21 protein-coding genes and 1 tRNA gene are annotated in these 16198 nt (G+C 65.2%); 13 read left to right on the forward strand and 9 right to left on the reverse strand.

Annotated features, from left to right (window positions below; all coding sequences use genetic code 11):
* Positions 1-275: 275 nt before the first annotated feature.
* Entirely contained in the window at positions 276-1235 is a 960-nt protein-coding gene (locus IVB36_RS25210; RefSeq protein WP_247393273.1) for an N-carbamoyl-D-amino-acid hydrolase, read from the reverse strand.
* Between the two features lie 233 nt (positions 1236-1468).
* Positions 1469-1903, reverse strand: coding sequence for a hypothetical protein (locus IVB36_RS25215; protein ID WP_247369276.1), 435 nt, complete (start codon positions 1901-1903; stop codon positions 1469-1471).
* 177 nt (positions 1904-2080) lie between these two features.
* On the opposite strand from IVB36_RS25215, the gene IVB36_RS25220 reads away from it, so the two are divergent.
* The 3 genes from IVB36_RS25220 (at position 2081) to IVB36_RS25230 (ending at position 3267) form a co-directional block, all read left to right on the forward strand.
* Positions 2081-2341: a hypothetical protein gene (locus tag IVB36_RS25220; protein WP_247369278.1), complete on the forward strand. Its 261-nt coding sequence runs from the start codon at positions 2081-2083 to the stop codon at positions 2339-2341.
* A gap of 160 nt (positions 2342-2501) precedes the next feature.
* Positions 2502-2726 carry a hypothetical protein gene (locus IVB36_RS25225; RefSeq protein WP_026233665.1) on the forward strand — a complete coding sequence of 75 codons (225 nt, stop codon included), beginning with the start codon at positions 2502-2504 and terminating at the stop codon, positions 2724-2726.
* A gap of 214 nt (positions 2727-2940) precedes the next feature.
* Positions 2941-3267, forward strand: coding sequence for a hypothetical protein (locus IVB36_RS25230; RefSeq protein WP_247369280.1), 327 nt, complete (start codon positions 2941-2943; stop codon positions 3265-3267).
* A 198-nt stretch (positions 3268-3465) separates the two neighbouring features.
* Here IVB36_RS25230 and IVB36_RS25235 read toward each other — a convergent pair.
* Positions 3466-3542: transfer RNA gene (locus IVB36_RS25235), tRNA-Pro, on the reverse strand.
* 68 nt (positions 3543-3610) lie between these two features.
* Here IVB36_RS25235 and IVB36_RS25240 point away from each other — a divergent pair.
* From IVB36_RS25240 to IVB36_RS25265, 6 genes are all read left to right on the forward strand, one after another.
* Entirely contained in the window at positions 3611-4600 is a 990-nt protein-coding gene (locus tag IVB36_RS25240; RefSeq protein ID WP_247369281.1) for an L-threonylcarbamoyladenylate synthase, read from the forward strand.
* A gap of 22 nt (positions 4601-4622) precedes the next feature.
* Positions 4623-6050: an FAD-binding oxidoreductase gene (locus IVB36_RS25245; RefSeq protein WP_085352584.1), complete on the forward strand. Its 1428-nt coding sequence runs from the start codon at positions 4623-4625 to the stop codon at positions 6048-6050.
* The gene (locus tag IVB36_RS25250; protein WP_247393275.1) at positions 6047-6490 is read left to right on the forward strand and encodes a GNAT family acetyltransferase; all 444 of its coding nucleotides are present in this window, start codon (positions 6047-6049) and stop codon (positions 6488-6490) included. Before IVB36_RS25245 ends, IVB36_RS25250 begins: the two co-directional genes overlap by 4 nt.
* Positions 6491-6499: 9 nt before the next feature.
* A complete protein-coding gene (locus IVB36_RS25255; RefSeq protein WP_085352586.1) occupies positions 6500-7081 on the forward strand; it encodes an NUDIX domain-containing protein in 582 nt (193 codons plus the stop codon).
* A 276-nt stretch (positions 7082-7357) separates the two neighbouring features.
* The gene (locus tag IVB36_RS25260; protein WP_085352587.1) at positions 7358-8287 is read left to right on the forward strand and encodes a glycine reductase; all 930 of its coding nucleotides are present in this window, start codon (positions 7358-7360) and stop codon (positions 8285-8287) included.
* A gap of 36 nt (positions 8288-8323) precedes the next feature.
* Positions 8324-9517, forward strand: a complete 1194-nt coding sequence (locus IVB36_RS25265) for a CoA transferase (protein ID WP_085352588.1) — start codon at positions 8324-8326, stop codon at positions 9515-9517.
* A 12-nt stretch (positions 9518-9529) separates the two neighbouring features.
* Here IVB36_RS25265 and IVB36_RS25270 read toward each other — a convergent pair whose 3' ends face one another.
* Positions 9530-10285 carry an SOS response-associated peptidase gene (locus tag IVB36_RS25270; protein WP_085352589.1) on the reverse strand — a complete coding sequence of 252 codons (756 nt, stop codon included), beginning with the start codon at positions 10283-10285 and terminating at the stop codon, positions 9530-9532.
* Between the two features lie 63 nt (positions 10286-10348).
* Here IVB36_RS25270 and IVB36_RS25275 point away from each other — a divergent pair, with 63 nt between their 5' ends.
* From IVB36_RS25275 to IVB36_RS25290, 4 genes are all read left to right on the forward strand, one after another.
* Positions 10349-10849 carry a hypothetical protein gene (locus IVB36_RS25275; protein ID WP_085352590.1) on the forward strand — a complete coding sequence of 167 codons (501 nt, stop codon included), beginning with the start codon at positions 10349-10351 and terminating at the stop codon, positions 10847-10849.
* An 18-nt stretch (positions 10850-10867) separates the two neighbouring features.
* Entirely contained in the window at positions 10868-11302 is a 435-nt protein-coding gene (locus IVB36_RS25280; RefSeq protein WP_018458821.1) for an NUDIX hydrolase, read from the forward strand.
* A 47-nt stretch (positions 11303-11349) separates the two neighbouring features.
* Entirely contained in the window at positions 11350-11727 is a 378-nt protein-coding gene (locus IVB36_RS25285; RefSeq protein ID WP_007607220.1) for a TIGR02301 family protein, read from the forward strand.
* A gap of 142 nt (positions 11728-11869) precedes the next feature.
* Positions 11870-12136: a hypothetical protein gene (locus tag IVB36_RS25290; protein ID WP_007594892.1), complete on the forward strand. Its 267-nt coding sequence runs from the start codon at positions 11870-11872 to the stop codon at positions 12134-12136.
* Positions 12137-12228: 92 nt separating this feature from the next.
* Here the strand turns inward: IVB36_RS25290 and IVB36_RS25295 are convergent, their stop codons facing one another.
* From IVB36_RS25295 to IVB36_RS25315, 5 genes are all read right to left on the reverse strand, one after another.
* Positions 12229-12546: a cupredoxin domain-containing protein gene (locus IVB36_RS25295; RefSeq protein WP_018458822.1), complete on the reverse strand. Its 318-nt coding sequence runs from the start codon at positions 12544-12546 to the stop codon at positions 12229-12231.
* Between the two features lie 10 nt (positions 12547-12556).
* Positions 12557-13090 (reverse strand): DUF4142 domain-containing protein, encoded by a 534-nt coding sequence (locus tag IVB36_RS25300; RefSeq protein WP_247369283.1) that lies wholly within the window; start codon positions 13088-13090, stop codon positions 12557-12559.
* A 90-nt stretch (positions 13091-13180) separates the two neighbouring features.
* On the reverse strand, positions 13181-13885 hold the full coding sequence (locus IVB36_RS25305) for an RNA polymerase sigma factor (RefSeq protein WP_247338386.1): 705 nt from the start codon (positions 13883-13885) through the stop codon (positions 13181-13183).
* Between the two features lie 104 nt (positions 13886-13989).
* The gene (locus tag IVB36_RS25310; RefSeq protein ID WP_247369284.1) at positions 13990-14859 is read right to left on the reverse strand and encodes a sulfurtransferase; all 870 of its coding nucleotides are present in this window, start codon (positions 14857-14859) and stop codon (positions 13990-13992) included.
* A complete protein-coding gene (locus IVB36_RS25315; protein WP_018458826.1) occupies positions 14860-16197 on the reverse strand; it encodes a dihydroorotase in 1338 nt (445 codons plus the stop codon).
* Between the last annotated feature and the right edge of the window lies 1 nt (position 16198).

Below are 16198 nucleotides of genomic sequence, written 5' to 3' on the forward strand. Positions count from 1 at the left end.
GCCCTTGGCCTCTCGCACCCGAACGCTGCCGCGTCCACCGCAAGCCCGGCTCGCGAACATGACGACCACAAGATCGCCCCTCAAGGATGAGCCGGGATGGGCGACACATACGCCAATTCCGAATTTCGGTAAAGCGGAATCTTTTTGCGGCGGCGGATTGACAGAGGGGCGAAACAGGCGCGGTCCCGTAGCCCGGATGAGCGAAGCGACATCCGGGTCTTGCCACAAGCGACAGCGGTCCCGGGTGTCGCTGCGCTCACCCCGGCTACGAGAGCTCACCGCTTCGTTCGCACCGGCGTTCCGTCCGCCATGAGTGTCACTCCCTTCCGTTCGACAATCATCCCGTAGGCGTGCGGCTGACGGTGAACGTCGAAATTGAAAGTGGTGCGCTTGTAGGAGTTGCAGAGATCGAGATCGCAACGGGCGAGCGCGATCTCGTCGCCCTTGGTCGTGCATCGCGCGATGATCTCGCCGGAGGGCGCGATGACGCAGCTACCGCCGATGTGGTCGACGCCCTCCTCGGCACCGGCCTTGGCGACGCCCACCACGAAGGTGCCGTTCTGGTAGGCGCCAGCCTGCATCACCAGATGATTGTGAAACAGCGAGAGATCGTCATGCTCGGGCGCCGGCGGATTGTGCACCGGCGTGTTGTAGCCGATCATCACCATCTCGACGCCCTGCAGGCCCATCACCCGGTAGGTCTCGCTCCAGCGGCGGTCATTGCAGATCGCCATCCCCATCACGCCGCCAAAGGCCTCGGTCACGCCAAAGCCATCGCCTGGATCGAAATAGCGCTTTTCCAGATGTTGGAATTCGCGCCACGGCTCATGCTCGGCATGCCCGGGCAGATGAACCTTGCGATATCTCGCGACGATGGCGCCGCTCTTCTCGACCAGGATCGAGGTATTGTAGCGCCTGACAATTCCGGCCTCGACCGTCAGCTCGGCATAGCCAAGATAAAATCCGATGCCGATCTCGCGCGCGAGATCGAACAGGCCTCTTGTCTCCGGCCCCGGCATCTCGCGCTCAAAGAAGCTGTCGATCTCAGCCTGATCCTCGAAATACCAGCGCGGAAAGAGCGCGGTCAGCGCGAGCTCGGGATAGACGATCAGGTCGCAGCCGTTGGCCTTCGCCTGGCGCATCAAGGCCATCAGGCGCGCTACGACCGCGGTTCTCGTCTCGGTCCGCGCGACAGGGCCAAGCTGGCCGGCTGCAATCGTCACAAATCTCGCCACGAATCTTTCCCTCGTCCGCTTCCCGGGTCAGGTCGCGGCAGAGACTATCGCGCGATGCGCCGCGCGCACAGCCTCGCTGTCCGGCACGGTGCCCAACCGAGAGGCAGCCCGACCGTCACGTGGAAAGTACCGAGAACAGATAATCTCGCAAACCCCCGCTCGTGCTGCTCAGGCGATCGAGCACAGGCAGCTACACGCCTACCGGGGGGAAGATGCATCTCACGGAGCGCGACTTACCAACCCGCCGATGCAGGTTCGTTGAAGAACATCGTCTGATCGCGCGCCGCCATGCGCGAGGGCTGGCGTCGACGGTGCCTCTCCGCACTGCGCTTGTTCGAAACGGTCCGAGCTGCTTGCTTCGGCGTCGCATCAGGCTGCGCCACCATTGCAAAAGCTTGGCGGGGCCTCTCCTGCGTGGGAAGCGCGTCGGCGACGGCAGGTGCGGGAGTCGGCGGAACCGACTCGGCTTTGGACAGCGATATTTGCCGTACGCTGGTGTCGAGGACGATCTTCTCAGGCCAGGTTTGCGCGGAATGAACGCGCACAATCGACCGATCTGGCTCGGCCGGCGCGGCGGCGCTCACGGGGGCGGTCATGTATCGGTCTGCGAGGAAAAGGAGGACGAGCAGAGCGCCGCCGGTGAAGACGAAATAGCGGATGAGCGGCATGGGTCCCTCGATCGCCTCGTTGTCGAGGCCCCTGCAGCAACGGGAAAGAGTGGTAATCGTTCCGGTGCGCCGTCGAGCATTCGCGGGAAACGCTCAGCCGCCCACTGGCATTCCGCTTGCTGCACGGGAGTCAAATCCCTCAGACCCGCAGTGGGTCTGTCTCACCGTGAGGCGATCATGCACCCGACGTCCCGTTTCGAAGCGACCATGCCGACCCAGCTCCACGCCTTGATCTCCGATCTGCGCTGGCGCATGCGAATGATCGACGCCGACATTCTGGAGGAAGAGCGGAAGGCTGGAATCTCCGATCCCCAAAACCTCGCCTATCCCCTGCTCGCGCAGAACCTGCGGGCCCGGCGCGACAATATCCGGGTGAGCATCGCCACCCTCGAAAGCCGGCTTGAAAAGCGATCGACCGAATGGCCGCGCGCTGCCTGATGCGCGCGATGGCGATAGCTCCGGTCGCATCCGGTCAACGGGAAGGAACTCCCGTTGCCGATCTGCAACGGTTCCCGTCCGTCCGAAGCCGGACAAAAGAAACTCCCATTGCGGCCACGAACCCCTCTCACAACGGCGTGAGACGAGCAGGGGAACTACGATGCGTGCGCAACGAGTCTGGGTGGTGAATGGGGCCGCCAGTGTCGAGCAGTTGCAGACCAGATTGGACGATCTGAACAAGCGGCTCGGTCAACTCGAGACGCAGCACCCCGAGAGCTGGAAGGTCGAAGAGCTCAGATCGACTGCGCTCAGCCTGTCGCGCGAGATCGACGACATCCGCTGCGCCGAGGCGACGGCGGCGCTGAGCGAGCTGCTGCGGAAATAGCCGGCGTTCGCCCGTCGCGCAAGGAACCAACGCCGCCTCCCCACCATTGCCATGCCGAGCATGGAGCAAAATCATGACCAGGCACCTGACGCGGGCCGATCTCGCGCGCGGCGTGGCCGGCGCGGTATCCACGCTGGTCCTGTGCGCGACGATGGCATTCACCATCGCGCGCCACTTCGCTTTGTAAGGCATTTGGCACTGTGAGGTATTTTCGATGACGTCCGACCCCGAGGAATCGGTCAGGCTGCAAGGCTACGGCGAGATGACCCTGCGTACGGCCGTCACGACGATGATGTTGCTTGCGCCGCGCGAGCGCGCGGATGCCGCCATCTTCCGCGTCCGCGACGGCGTCCGGCTTGCCTCAAGCGAGATTGCCGAACTCGCCTCCGAATGGGGCATCACGCCAACGCCGGAGATCAGGTCTCCGAAACTTGTCCCGGAGCAGCATTGGATCCACGTCGTTCGCGGCATGGTGCGTGAGGCGCCGCTGCCGGCGCTGATGATTGCGTTTATGGTCGGCGTGCTGGTGGCGCGGCGGTAGTCCTCTGACCTAGCTTGCAACGCCGAGTTATCGAAACAGGCAATGCTGAGCCATGCCACCGCGACAGACCGCCCTGTCCGGCCAAATCGGCCGTGGACCCGCCCTGAAAATCGTTGCAAGAAGACGCTCCCGGGCGCCGGCGGCTGGTCCGCCAAGCTTGGGAACGAGCCTCTAGAAAAACGTCGACTTTTGGAAGAATGGTCGGAGTGGCAGGATTCGAACCTGCGACCCCTGCGTCCCGAACGCAGTGCTCTACCGGGCTGAGCCACACTCCGACAAGAGGCCGGCTTATAGCGTCGGGTTTGGCGCACCGCAAGCGGCCGAGCTGAGGAATCTTATCCCTGTGAAAACGGGTCTTGAAACGCTGATTTTACCGGCCGGCGAGGCCGGCGCGGAAGCTGCCGCCCGGACATTGGCAGCCGGCGGGCTGGTCGCGTTCCCGACCGAGACGGTCTACGGGCTCGGGGCGGACGCCGGAAATGCCAGTGCCATCGCCCATCTTTACGCCGCCAAGGGGCGGCCGGCCTTCAATCCGCTGATCGCGCATGTCGCCGACCTCGCGGCCGCGCGCAGGATCGGACGATTCGACGCCTGCGCCTTGCGCCTTGCGGAGGCGTTCTGGCCGGGGCCGCTGACGCTGGTGGTGCCGAAGACGGAAAACTGCCCGGTGGCCGAGCTTGCCACCGCGGGCCTCGACACGGTCGCGATCCGCATTCCGGCCCATCCGGTGGCGCAGGCGATCCTGCGCGCCTTTGGCGGGGCGGTGGTGGCGCCGTCCGCCAACATCTCCGGCCACGTCTCGCCGACGCTGGCGGCCCATGTCGAGAGCGACCTTGCGGGGCGGATCGACCTGATCGTCGACGGCGGGCCTGTTACGGTCGGCGTCGAATCGACGATCGTCGGCTGTTTTGCGGCGCCGATGCTGCTGCGGCCCGGCGGGCTGTCTCGCGAGCGGATCGAGGCCGTGCTTGGTGCAGCGCTGGCGCGACTGCCCGCGGAGACCGACAGCGAAGACAGCCAGCCGCTGGCGCCGGGCATGCTGGCCTCGCATTACGCGCCACACGCCCATGTGCGGCTCAATGCGCTGGACGTCGCGCCGGGCGAAGCGCTGCTGGCGTTCGGCCCGGCGCGCCTGCCTGGTCTGGAGGCCGCCGTCGCCGTCATGAATTTGTCGCCCACCGGCGATCTCGATGAAGCCGCCGCCAATCTGTTCGGCTATCTTCGCGCCCTCGATGCTGGGGGGCCGCGGGCGATCGCCGTGATGGCGATCCCCGAAGAGGATCTGGGCGAAGCGATCAACGACCGGCTGCGCCGGGCGGCTGTGGCGCGATAAGAGCGAAGCAAGAGACAAGACAATGAACATTAATCATCCCGCCACCCCTCCGCTTGCGCCCGAGCTGATCGAACAATTCCGCAAGATCGTCGGCGAGAGGCACGCCATCACCGATGTAGCCGACATCGAGGCCTACGTCACCGAAGAGCGCAATCTATTCCACGGCCGCTCGCCGCTGGTGCTGCGCCCGGGCTCGACCGCGCAAGTCGCCGCAATCTGCAAGCTCGCCTCCGAGCACAAGATCGCGCTGGTGCCACAGGGCGGCAACACCGGGCTCGTCGGCGGCCAGACCCCGCACAATGGCGAGGTGGTGGTGTCGCTGCGCCGGCTCGACAAGATCCGCGAGATCGACACCGCCTCCAACACTATGACCTGCGAGGCCGGCGTCGTGCTGCAGATCGCGCAGCAGAAGGCCGCGGACGTGGACCGGCTGTTTCCGCTGTCGCTGGGGGCGGAGGGCAGCTGCACCATCGGCGGCAATCTCTCGACCAATGCCGGCGGCACGGCCGCGCTGGCCTATGGCGTCGCGCGCGAGATGGCGCTGGGGCTCGAGGTGGTGCTGGCGGACGGTCGCGTGCTCAACGTGCTGTCGAAGCTGAAGAAGGACAACACCGGCTACAATCTGCACAACCTGTTCATCGGCGCCGAAGGCACGCTCGGCATCATCACGGCGGCGACGCTGAAGCTGTTTCCGAAGCCGCGGTCGATCGAGACCGCCTTCGTCGGGCTGAAGTCGCCGGACGCCGCGCTGAAGCTGCTGGCGATCGCGCAAAGCGAGGCCGCCAATGCGCTGACGAGCTTCGAGCTGCTCTCGGAGATGGCGGTCGATTTCTCGATCCGCCACGGCATCGACGTGCGCGATCCGCTCGCGCAAAAGCATGCCTGGTACGTGCTGATGGAATTGTCGTCGCCCGGCGATGACGCCCGGACGCCGCTGGAAACGATCCTTGGCCGCGCCATGGAGGACGAGATCGTCGACGACGCGGTGATCGCGGCCAATCTGACCCAGCGCGCCGGCTTCTGGAAGCTGCGCGACGAAATGTCGTCAGCACAAAAGCCGGAGGGCGGCTCGATCAAGCACGACATCTCCGTGCCGGTGGCCACCGTGCCGGCCTTCATCGCCGAGGCCAATGAAGCCGTGGTGAAGCTGATTCCCGGCGCGCGGCCGGTGCCGTTCGGCCATCTCGGCGACGGCAATCTGCACTACAATGTCAGCCAGCCCATCGGCGCCAACACCGCGGACTATCTGGCGCGCTGGCACGAGATGAACGCGGTCGTGTTCGCCATCGTGCTGCGTATGGGCGGCTCGATCTCGGCGGAGCACGGCATCGGCGTGCTCAAGCGCGACGAGTTGCCCGACGTGAAGGACAAGACCGCAATTGAGTTGATGCGACAGCTCAAGGCGATGCTCGATCCGCTTGGAATCATGAACCCGGGAAAAGTGCTGTGAGTGGGCTCAAGATCGACGCGATCACCGAGGCCGATGTCGAGCCCGTGGTCGCGCTGTGGCAGCGCTGCGGGCTGACGCGGCCGTGGAACGATCCGCATGCCGACATCGCGCTGGCGCGACGGCGCGACAATTCCACCATCCTGCTCGGCCGCGACAACGGCGCCATCGTCGCCACCGTCATGGTGGGCCATGACGGCCATCGCGGCTGGGTCTATTACGTTGCGGTCGATCCGGATAGCCAGAAGCGTGGCTACGGCCGAGTGATCATGGCCGCGGCCGAAGACTGGCTGCGCGCGGCTGGAATTTTGAAGCTCCAGCTGCTGGTCCGGCGCGGCAATGAGCAGGCCAATGCGTTCTACCAGTCGCTGGGTTTCGAGGAATCGACCTCGGTGATGTTCCAGAAGTGGATCGACGTCCGCACCACAACGCCAAGCAACTGAGATCGAAGCATGACCATATCCGACCGCGTTCGCATCAAGGACGTCCGCGTGCTCTCGGACGGCTGGACCCCCCTCAAGACCACCACGTTCGAGTACCGGCGCGCCAATGGCGAATGGCAGACGCAGCACCGCGAGACCTATGAGCGCGACAACGCCGCCGCCGTGCTGCCCTACAACCGAGCGCGGCGCACGGTGATCCTGGTGAAGCAATTCCGCTTGCCGGCCTTCATCCGCGGTTACGACGATCTCCTGATCGAAGCCGCCGCCGGGGTGCTCGACGACGCCTCGCCCGAGGTGCGCATCCGCGCCGAGGCCGAGGAGGAAACCGGCTATCGCCTGCACCACGTCCACAAGGTGTTCGAAGCGTTTATGAGCCCCGGCGCCATCACCGAGAAGCTGCATTTCTTCGTCGCCGAGTACGAGCCGGAGATGCGGGTCAGCGACGGCGGCGGCCTCGAACACGAAGGCGAGGACATCGAGGTGCTGGAGCTCGGCATTGACGAGGCGCTGGCGATGATCGCGGACGGGCGTATCATCGACGCCAAGGCGATCATGCTGCTGCAGCATGTGGCGCTGCATGTGTTTCGGTAGGTTGTCTTCCTTCCTTCTCCCCTTGCAGGAGAAGGTGGCGCGAAGCGGCGGATGAGGGGTTTCTGTCCGCGCGCGCATCTCATGCAGTTGAGCACGCGAGAGACCCCTCACCCGTCTCGCCGCTTCGCGGCGAGCCACCCTCGCCCGCAAGGGGAGAGGGGAAAAAGCGGACCTGGCTCTATCAGTGCAATTCTGACCTGCATTGCCCCGCCCCCCGTTGAGCTCACCCCCGACTATCTCTAGTCTGTCGCCAACAAGAACCAGGAGACGCGCCCCATGTCCGCTTCGCGCGACGACGAATTCGGCTTTGCGCCCGACTATGACGCCCCCGTTCCCTATATGCAGCGCACGCGGGACTATTACGCCGCGATTGGCTACACCACGGCGTATCGCTGGGCTCACTACACCGAGGCGCCGTTCCAGCCGCTAAAGAAGCCGTTGTCGCAATCAAGCGTCACCATCATCACGACCGCCGCGCCATACGACCCCACCAAGGGCGACCAGGGACCGAGCGCGGCGTATAATGGCGGCGCGAAATTCTACCAGGTCTATGAGGGCGACACGGCGAAGCCCCACGACCTTCGCATCTCGCATATCGGCTACGACCGCAAGCACACCACGGCCACCGACAACGGCACCTGGTTTCCGCTGCCGCAACTCTTGAAGGCGAGCGCGGCGGAGCGCATCGGCGAGGTGGCGCCGCGCTTCTTCGGCGCGCCGACCAACCGCAGTCATCGCGTCACCCTCGACACCGACGCGCCGGAAATTCTGGCGCGCTGCCTTGCCGACAAGGTCGATGTCGCCGTGCTGGTGCCGAACTGTCCGGTCTGCCACCAGACCACAGCGCTGGTGGCCCGGCATCTCGAGGCGAACGGCATTCCGACCGTGATCATGGGCTGCGCCAAGGACATCATCGAGCACGCCGCCGTGCCGCGCTTCCTGTTCTCGGATTTCCCGCTCGGCAATTCCGCCGGCAAGCCGCACGACATCGCCTCGCAGGCGCAGACGCTCGAGCTGGCGCTCAGACTGCTGGAGACCGCGAGCGGCCCGCAGACCACGATGCAGTCGCCGCTGCGCTGGAGCGAGGACGCTTCCTGGAAGCTCGACTACAACAACGTCGCGCAGCTCTCAGCCGAAGAGCTGGCGCGCCGCCGTGCCGAATTTGACAAGCAGAAGGAGATCGCGCGCGGCAATCGCGCGGCCTGACGTCCTCCGACAACCAAAACAAACAGGGAGAGCGACGTGACGCGACCGTTCGAGGGCGTGAAGATCCTGGACTTCACGCAAGTGCTGGCCGGCCCCTATGCGAGCTACCAGCTCGCGCTGCTGGGCGCCGACGTCATCAAGGTCGAGCGGCGCGAGGGCGAGGACATGCGCCGCACGCCGCTGTCACGCGAATGGGCGGAGCGCGGGCTCGCGCCCGCGTTCCAGGCCATCAACGGCAACAAGCGCAGCCTGACGCTCGACCTGCAAAAGCCCGATGCGATCGCGATCGTGAAGAAGCTCGCCGCGCAAGTCGACGTCGTCATGGAGAATTTCCGCCCCGGCGTGATGGACAAGCTCGGCATCGGCTACGAGGCGCTGTCCGCGATCAATCCGAAGCTGATCTACTGCGCGGTGTCCGGCTTCGGCCAGACCGGTCCGGACCGGCTGCGCCCCGGCTATGACGGCAAGATGCAGGCGCTGTCCGGCATCATGGCGATCACGGGTCATCCCGAGACTGGGCCGACCCGCGCCGGCTTTGCGGTGTGCGACGTGCTGTCGGGCGCCACCGCTGCGTTCGGCGTGTCGAGCGCGCTTTACCAGCGCGACCGCACCGGCAAGGGCCAGCTCATCGACGTCTCCATGCTGGAGGCGACGATGGCGTTCCTGTCGGGGCAGATCGCGGACTGGTCGGTCGCGGGCCATCGCCAGCAGCTGTCGGGGAATCAGGCCGTCAGCCGCAGGACCACGGCGAATTTGTTTAGATGCGGCGACGGTCACATCCTGCTCGCCGTCAACAACGAGAAGCAATATCGCGCACTGATGTCTGCGCTCGGCCGCGAGGACACGCTCAGCGATCCGCGCTTTGCCGACTGGTTTGCGCGCAACGAGAACGAGCCGGCGCTGCGCGCCATCATCGAAGAGGCGCTCGCGGCAAGGCCTGCGCGCGAATGGGAGACCATTCTGGAAGACGCCGGCGCGCCCTGCGCCAGCATCTGGAAGGTCGAGGAAGTCATCGACCATCCGCAGATCAAGGCGCGCGGCGCGATCCAGGAACTCGATACGCCCTACGGCCGGCTTCGTTTCGCCGGCAGCGGATTCAAGCTCGCGCATGGCGGCGGCAGGCTCGACCGGATGGCGCCGGAGCTCGGCGCGGATACGGATGCGGTGCTGGGCGAGCTGGGATTTGACGCAGCGGAGATCGCAGCACTACGGGCGCGGGAGATCGTGTAAGGGCGAAGCCGCTTAAAACAACGACCCCTGCCCGTCATCAGCCGGCCCGGCCGCCGCTTTCCGCACCACCTTCTTCTTCGGCGCCTCCGCCTCCATGTCCTCCGCGCTGATCGGCAGGAGCAACTGGTCGTCGTCATTGGCGACGCGGTTGACGCGGGTGGAGACCGGGTGCCAGGCGAATTCGCCGATGCGCGGGGCGGTCATCAGCGGCAACACCGCATCGAGGTCATCGCTGCGGCTGTCGAGCCAGCGCTCGAAATCGCGCGGGCTGATGGTGACGGGCACGCGATCATGGAGCGTGGCGAGATCCTCGCTCGCCGCCGCCGTGACGATCGCGACCGTGTCGAGCTCCTCGCCGTTCGGCCCGACCCAGGTCTCGAACACCGCTGCAAAGCCGAGCGGCGCGCCGCCGGCGCGATGGATGAAGAACGGCTGCTTGCGCCCACCCTCCGCCTTCCATTCGTAATAGCCGTCGGCCGGAATCAGGCCGCGGCGCCGGCGAATCGCGTTCTTGAAAGCGGGCTTCTCCAGCACGGTCTCGGAACGGGCATTGATCAGGAGCGAAAATCCCTTGGGATCCTTGACCCAACCCGGCAGCAAACCCCAGCGCATCAGGCGAAAATGGCGCGCGCCGTTCTCGGCCAGCACGACCGGAATCGGTTGTGTCGGGGCCACATTGAACCGGGGCGGGAAGTTCGGCTGCTCAATGTAGCCGAACAGTTGCCGCAAAGCCGCGGGGGCCGAAGTTATGACGAAGCGTCCACACATCCTTGAGGGCCTATATAGGGTCCGTTCAGGTCCTTTTAACCCCGAACGTTAACACTGCGGCAGATGAGCTCAACGGTCTCCCAGCCGGCGCGAATGCATGGACAGACGGGGCCCGAGGCTGCAGCCTGGGCCGAGCGGCTGCGCGTGGCCAACATCAACCCGCGGACCGGGCTTGCCACCGACTATCTCAACCATTTCAATGAAGCCGTGATGCTGCTGGAAATGGTCCCCGACATGCCGGAATGCGCGGAAGATTTTCTGACCTGGTCGCCGCTGTCCTATGCCGAGCATTTCACCGCCTCGAACTTCAAGGCCCGGGATCTGGCGATCGAGGCCTATGAAAAGGCCGACCCGAACGTGCGCGCCCAGTTCGACCACCTCACCGACACCATGACCTCGATCCTGACGGCGGTCGGCTCGGCCATGCGCGAGGTCGAGAAGGACACGACCCGCGTTCGCCTCGCCGAGCAGGCCGCCCACTGGGTCAAGCCGCTGATCGCGGCCTGCGGCGGCATCATCAATGGCGGCGCGGAAGCCGACGTCGACAACATCATGGCGAACTGAGCCCGAGCAGGTGAAGTCATGGCTGCGATCGTTCAGCCCACCCGTCCCCAGATCGCGGTCAGTGCCGCGATTTTTCGTGACGGCAAGGTGCTTCTGACCCGTCGCGCACGCTCGCCGGCAAAGGGGTTCTATTCGCTGCCGGGCGGCCGGGTCGAGTTCGGCGAATCGCTGCACCAGGCGCTGGCGCGCGAGATCGACGAGGAGACCGGGCTAGATATCGAAATCATTGGCCTCGCGGGCTGGCGCGAAGTGCTGCCGGCCGCGGCCGGCGCCGGCCACTACCTGATCATGTCCTTTGCCGCCCGCTGGGTGGCCCGGGAGCCGGTTCTCAACGACGAGCTCGACGACTGCCGCTGGATCGCCCCAAAGGCCCTGGCGAGCCTTGGCGACCTCAAGCTGACCGGCGGGCTGGAAGAGGTCATCCAGTCCGCTCACCGGCTGATGGGCGCCTGACGGCCCCGCCTTGCGTCTATCGCCCCGAGGAGGCATACACCCGGCCGATGTCGACGCGATTTCTGGCCATTTTTGCCCTGATTCTCGCCTGCGCCTCGGTGCCCACGAGGGCTCAGGACGGGGCAGCGCCGTTTGACGGCGATTTGCAGCGACTGGCGGAGATCCTCGGCGGGCTGCACTATCTGCGCGGCATCTGCGGGTCCAACGAGGGCAACAAATGGCGCAGCGAGATGCAGGCGCTGATCGATGCCGAAACCCCCGCCGGCGAACGCCGCACCCGCATGATCGCCGGCTTCAACCGCGGCTATAACGGTTTTCAGCAGACCTACCGGAGCTGCACGCCGGCCGCGACGGTGGCGATCCGCCGCTATATCGAGGAAGGCGCCAAGATCTCGCGCGATCTCACGGCGCGTTACGCGAACTGAGACAGCGGCGGGAACCCTGTCATCGACTTTGTACACAGCCGTTAACCGTTCCTAAAGATGTGGCCTAGCGGGCGTTAACGTGCGTGCTACACCTCTCGCACAGCGCATCGCCGTGGATTGCGCCCCAGCCCCGACGAGTTTCATGAGCCATCCAGTGTCCTACGCTCCCGCACGCGCGCCGCTGCCCGATCACGAGCAGAAGCAGGCCGCACTGAGTTATCTCAACGAGGCCTGGGCCGAAGCGCGCCATGATGGCGTCGACGGCGACTGCCTGGCGCAGGCGAGCCTGTTTGCGGCCCTTGCCGAGCTCGTCGGCACCTATGGCGAGGACGCGGTGGCGAAGTTCGTCGAAGGCTTTCCCGGCCGCATCCGCAACGGCGAATTCTCGGTCGACATTTCCAGACAGTAAGTCTTTCTCCAGGCAGTAAGCCTTGCCGAAAATGACCCCGCCACGTAGGCGGGGCCAGCTTCCGCTACGGTCGGGAATACGCTCCGAGCCCGTTACGGCTCGATCTTGAGCGTCGCTTTCATGTTGGGATGAAAGCGACAGTAATAATCGATCGTGCCCGCCTTCTTCAGAACCAACGTCCCTGATTTTTTCGCCGGCAGGTTGACGTCGAAATCGCCGTTCCTGGCTGTCGCGGTGTGGACGAAGACGTCCTTGTTGATCCATTCAATGGTGTCGCCGACCTTGGCCGAAGCGTCTTTCGGCGACACTTCGAGATTCTCCATCGTGATCTCGATGGTCGCAGCGTGCGCCGGGACGGCCACCGCCACGAGCAGGACCGCTGTCGCGATCGCGGACAATCGTCCCAGCATCATCGCCTCCCTATTTCAGCTCCGCCGCGACGTGCTCGGCGTGCTGCTGATGGCCCTGGAAGATTTTCAGGCCGGTCTGCAGCAGGCTCTTCAGTTCGGCATTGCTGGCGGACGGAATGAGCTGGGTTTCCAGCGCGCCGTTGACCGTCTCGTGGTAGGCGACCTCGTTCGCGACATAGGCCTTGTCGAAGGCCGCACCGCTCAGCTTGTCCAGTTCGGCGAGCTTCTCGCTCGCCTGCTTTGACAGCGCTTTGCTGGTGTCGTTGTCTTCAGGCGTGACGTTCAGCTTCTTGACCAGCGCGAGCGCCTGCTTGTTGACGGCCTCGTGGTCGCGCAGCATGTCCTCGGCAAACGCCTTCACGTCCTTGTTCTTGGCTTTCTTCTGCGCCTGCTTGGCTGCGTTGATGTCGATCACGCCCGCGGTGTAGGCGATGTGGGCGATCTGCGGATCGGTCAGCTTGTCGGCTGCTCTGGCGCCTTGCAGCAGCGCGGGGCTCGACAACAAAATTGCAGCGGTGATCGCCGTGGTCCAACGAACGAACATGGTTTGACACTCCTGTGGTGCCGGACGTTTTGCCGGCGCGTTGCTTCACAGGCGTTGGATGGAATTCTCGCGCAAACGTTCCCGAAAAATTCAGCCGCCGATGCCAAGCCGCTTCAGCACTGACACGGTCAGCCGCTCGCAGCGCCACCCGGCGAACGGGAACGCATCCATCACCACCGGACCGATCTCCTTTTCGACGTTCTCGCGCAGCATGGTCCGCGCACGGTGCAGCCGCGTCTTCACGGTCTCGGGCTTGACGCCGAGCAGCTCGGCGGTCTCCTCGATGTTCATCCCTTCCATGACGCGGGCGACGAAGACCATGCGGAAGACATCCGGTAATTCATCGATGGCGCGCTCGACGACGCGCTGGATTTCACGTTGGGCCATGGTCCTTTCCGGATCGCCTGGGGGAGAAGCGGGAAATTTGATGATCTGCGCCTCGAGCGTCGCTTCGGGCACCGAGCCGAGCTCGACCTGCGGCCTGGCGCTTCGCGCCCGGCCAAGTGCCTCGTTGATGGCGATGCGCGACAGCCACGTCGACAGTCCGGATTCGCCGCGGAATCCGTCGAGATGGGTGAAAGCGCGGACATAGGTTTCCTGAACGACATCCTCGGCTTCGCTGTCGCTGCGCAGAATTCCGCGCGCCAGACGATAGAGCCTGCGGTTGTTGGCCTGCATGATCTCGCGCAGCGCGGCCTCGTCACGGCCCCGCGCCCGCTCGACCAGTTCGGCTTCCAATGTCCTGATTTCTGAAGTCTTGGCGCCGGCGGACAGGCCGGCTGCGATCCGTGGCATGGCGGTCACCTGCTCGTTTGGCTTCGTTCCGGACATTGGATGCCGCCCCAAGGGAAAGGTTCCCAACTTTCTGTCCCTCCCCTGGGGAGGGGCCAAGGAATGTCCTAATCCGTCTCGATCGGCAGCGCCGGATCCTTCGCCCACTCCCCCATCGAGGCATCGTACAGCGTCAGCTTGTCGTAGCCGAGTTGCGTCAGCAGCAGCAGGTCGATCGTCGCCGAGATGCCGCCGCCGCAATACAGGATCACATTCTTGTCGCGGGTGACGCCTGCAGCGTCGAATTTGGCCTCGGCATCGGCGAGCGTCGTCAGCGTCTTGTCCGCATTGACGAGCGCTGCCGCTGATACGTTGACGCTGCCGGGAACGCGGCCGGGCCGCCCGTAGCGGCTCGGCTCGAGGCCGCGATGAAACTGGGGACCGAGCGCGTTGACGATAACGGTCGCGGGATCTCCGAGCCGTGCCTTGACCGCATTCTTGTCGACGAAGAAGCCTGCGCGCGGTGTGGCCTTAAAGGTCGTGGCCGGATTGCCCTTCGGGGCGCCTGTTAAGACCGGCCGTCCCTCGTCCTTCCATTTGTCGAGGCCACCGTCGAGCACCCGCGCCTCAACGCCGAGCGAGCGCAGCATCCACCAGAACCGCGTCGACCACATCATGGTGCCGATGCTGTAGAGCACGACGGATTTGGATGCATCGAGGCCGTGGCGGCCGAAGGCGGCCTCCAGCTGGGCCACATCAGGCATCATGAAGAATTGCTGCGCAGAGGCGTCGGAGAACTCGCCTTGCAGGTCGAGAAAATCGGCCCCCGGAATATGGCCGGCCTCGAACGTCTTATCGCCCGGCACGGCGCGATAGGGCACATCGCTGCCTGGCGGCACCGGCTCGTTGTAGGTCGTGCAGTCGTAGAGGCGCAGGTTGGGATCGCCGAGCTGGGCTGCAAGTTGCTCGGTGGTGATGAGGGGTGTCGGTTCGGTCATTCACTCCTCCCTCAGCGTCTCCAGAAACCGCACCGGCTCACCTTGCGCGGCCGTCACGAGCTCGCCCTGCCACATCACGCGGCGGCCGCGGATGAAGGTGCCTACGGGCCAGCCGGTGACGCGCAACCCGTCATAGGGGGTCCAGCCGGCCTTGGACGCGACCCATTTGTTGGTGATGGTCTCGCTGCGCTTGAGATCGACGACGGTGAAGTCGGCGTCATAGCCGGCGGCGATCCGCCCCTTGCAGGCCATGTTGTAGAGGCGCGCGGGGCCGGCGCTGGTGAGATCGACGAAACGCGCCAGCGACAGCCGACCCGCATTGACGTGGTCGAGCATGAGCGGCACCAGCGTCTGCACGCCGGTCATGCCGGAGGGCGAGGCCGGATAGGTCTTCTGTTTCTCTTCCAGCGTATGCGGGGCGTGGTCCGAGCCGAGCACGTCGATGATGCCCTGCTCGATGCCGCGCCAGATCCCGGCGCGGTGATCGGCGCCGCGCACCGGCGGGTTCATCTGGGCCAGCGTGCCGAGCCGCTCGTAGCATTCGGGCGCAACCAGCGTGAGATGATGCGGCGTCGCCTCGCAGGAGGCGACGTCCTTGTGGTCGCGCAAAAATTCGATCTCTTCCTTGGTCGAGATATGCAGCACGTGGATGCGCTTGCCGGTCTCGTGTGCGAGCTTCACCAGCCGCTGCGTCGCCATCAGCGCGGCGGTCTCGTCGCGCCACACCGGGTGCGAGCGCGTGTCGCCCTCGATACGCAGCGATTTGCGGTCGTTGAGGCGGTATTCGTCCTCGGCGTGGAACGCCGCGCGGCGCCGGATCACCTGGAAGATGCGGCGCAGGCTTTCGTCATCCTCCACCAAGAGCGCGCCGGTCGAGGAGCCGATGAACACCTTCACGCCGGCGCAGCCGGGCGCACGCTCCAGCACCGGCAGGTCCTGCACATTCTCGCGGGTGCCGCCGATGAAGAAGGCGAAGTCGCAATGCATGCGGTGATGGGCGCGCTTCACCTTGTCGGTGAAGGTGGCCTCCGTCACGGTCAACGGCGCGGTGTTTGGCATCTCGAACACGGCGGTGACGCCGCCCATTACGGCGCTGCGCGAGCCGGTCTCGAGGTCTTCCTTCTGCTCCAGCCCGGGCTCGCGGAAATGCACCTGCGTATCCATCACGCCGGGCAGGATGTGCAGGCCCTTGCAGTCGATCACTTCCGCGGCGGAAGCCTGCGACAGCGCGCCGATCTCGGCAATGCGACCGTTGACGACGCCGACATCGCGGGTCCCCTCGCCGTCCTGGTTGACGACAGTGCCGCCCTTGAGGATCACGTCGAAACGCTGGGTCATG

The sequence above is a fragment of the Bradyrhizobium sp. 35 genome (assembly GCF_023073215.1).
Classification (GTDB): domain Bacteria; phylum Pseudomonadota; class Alphaproteobacteria; order Rhizobiales; family Xanthobacteraceae; genus Bradyrhizobium; species Bradyrhizobium canariense_D.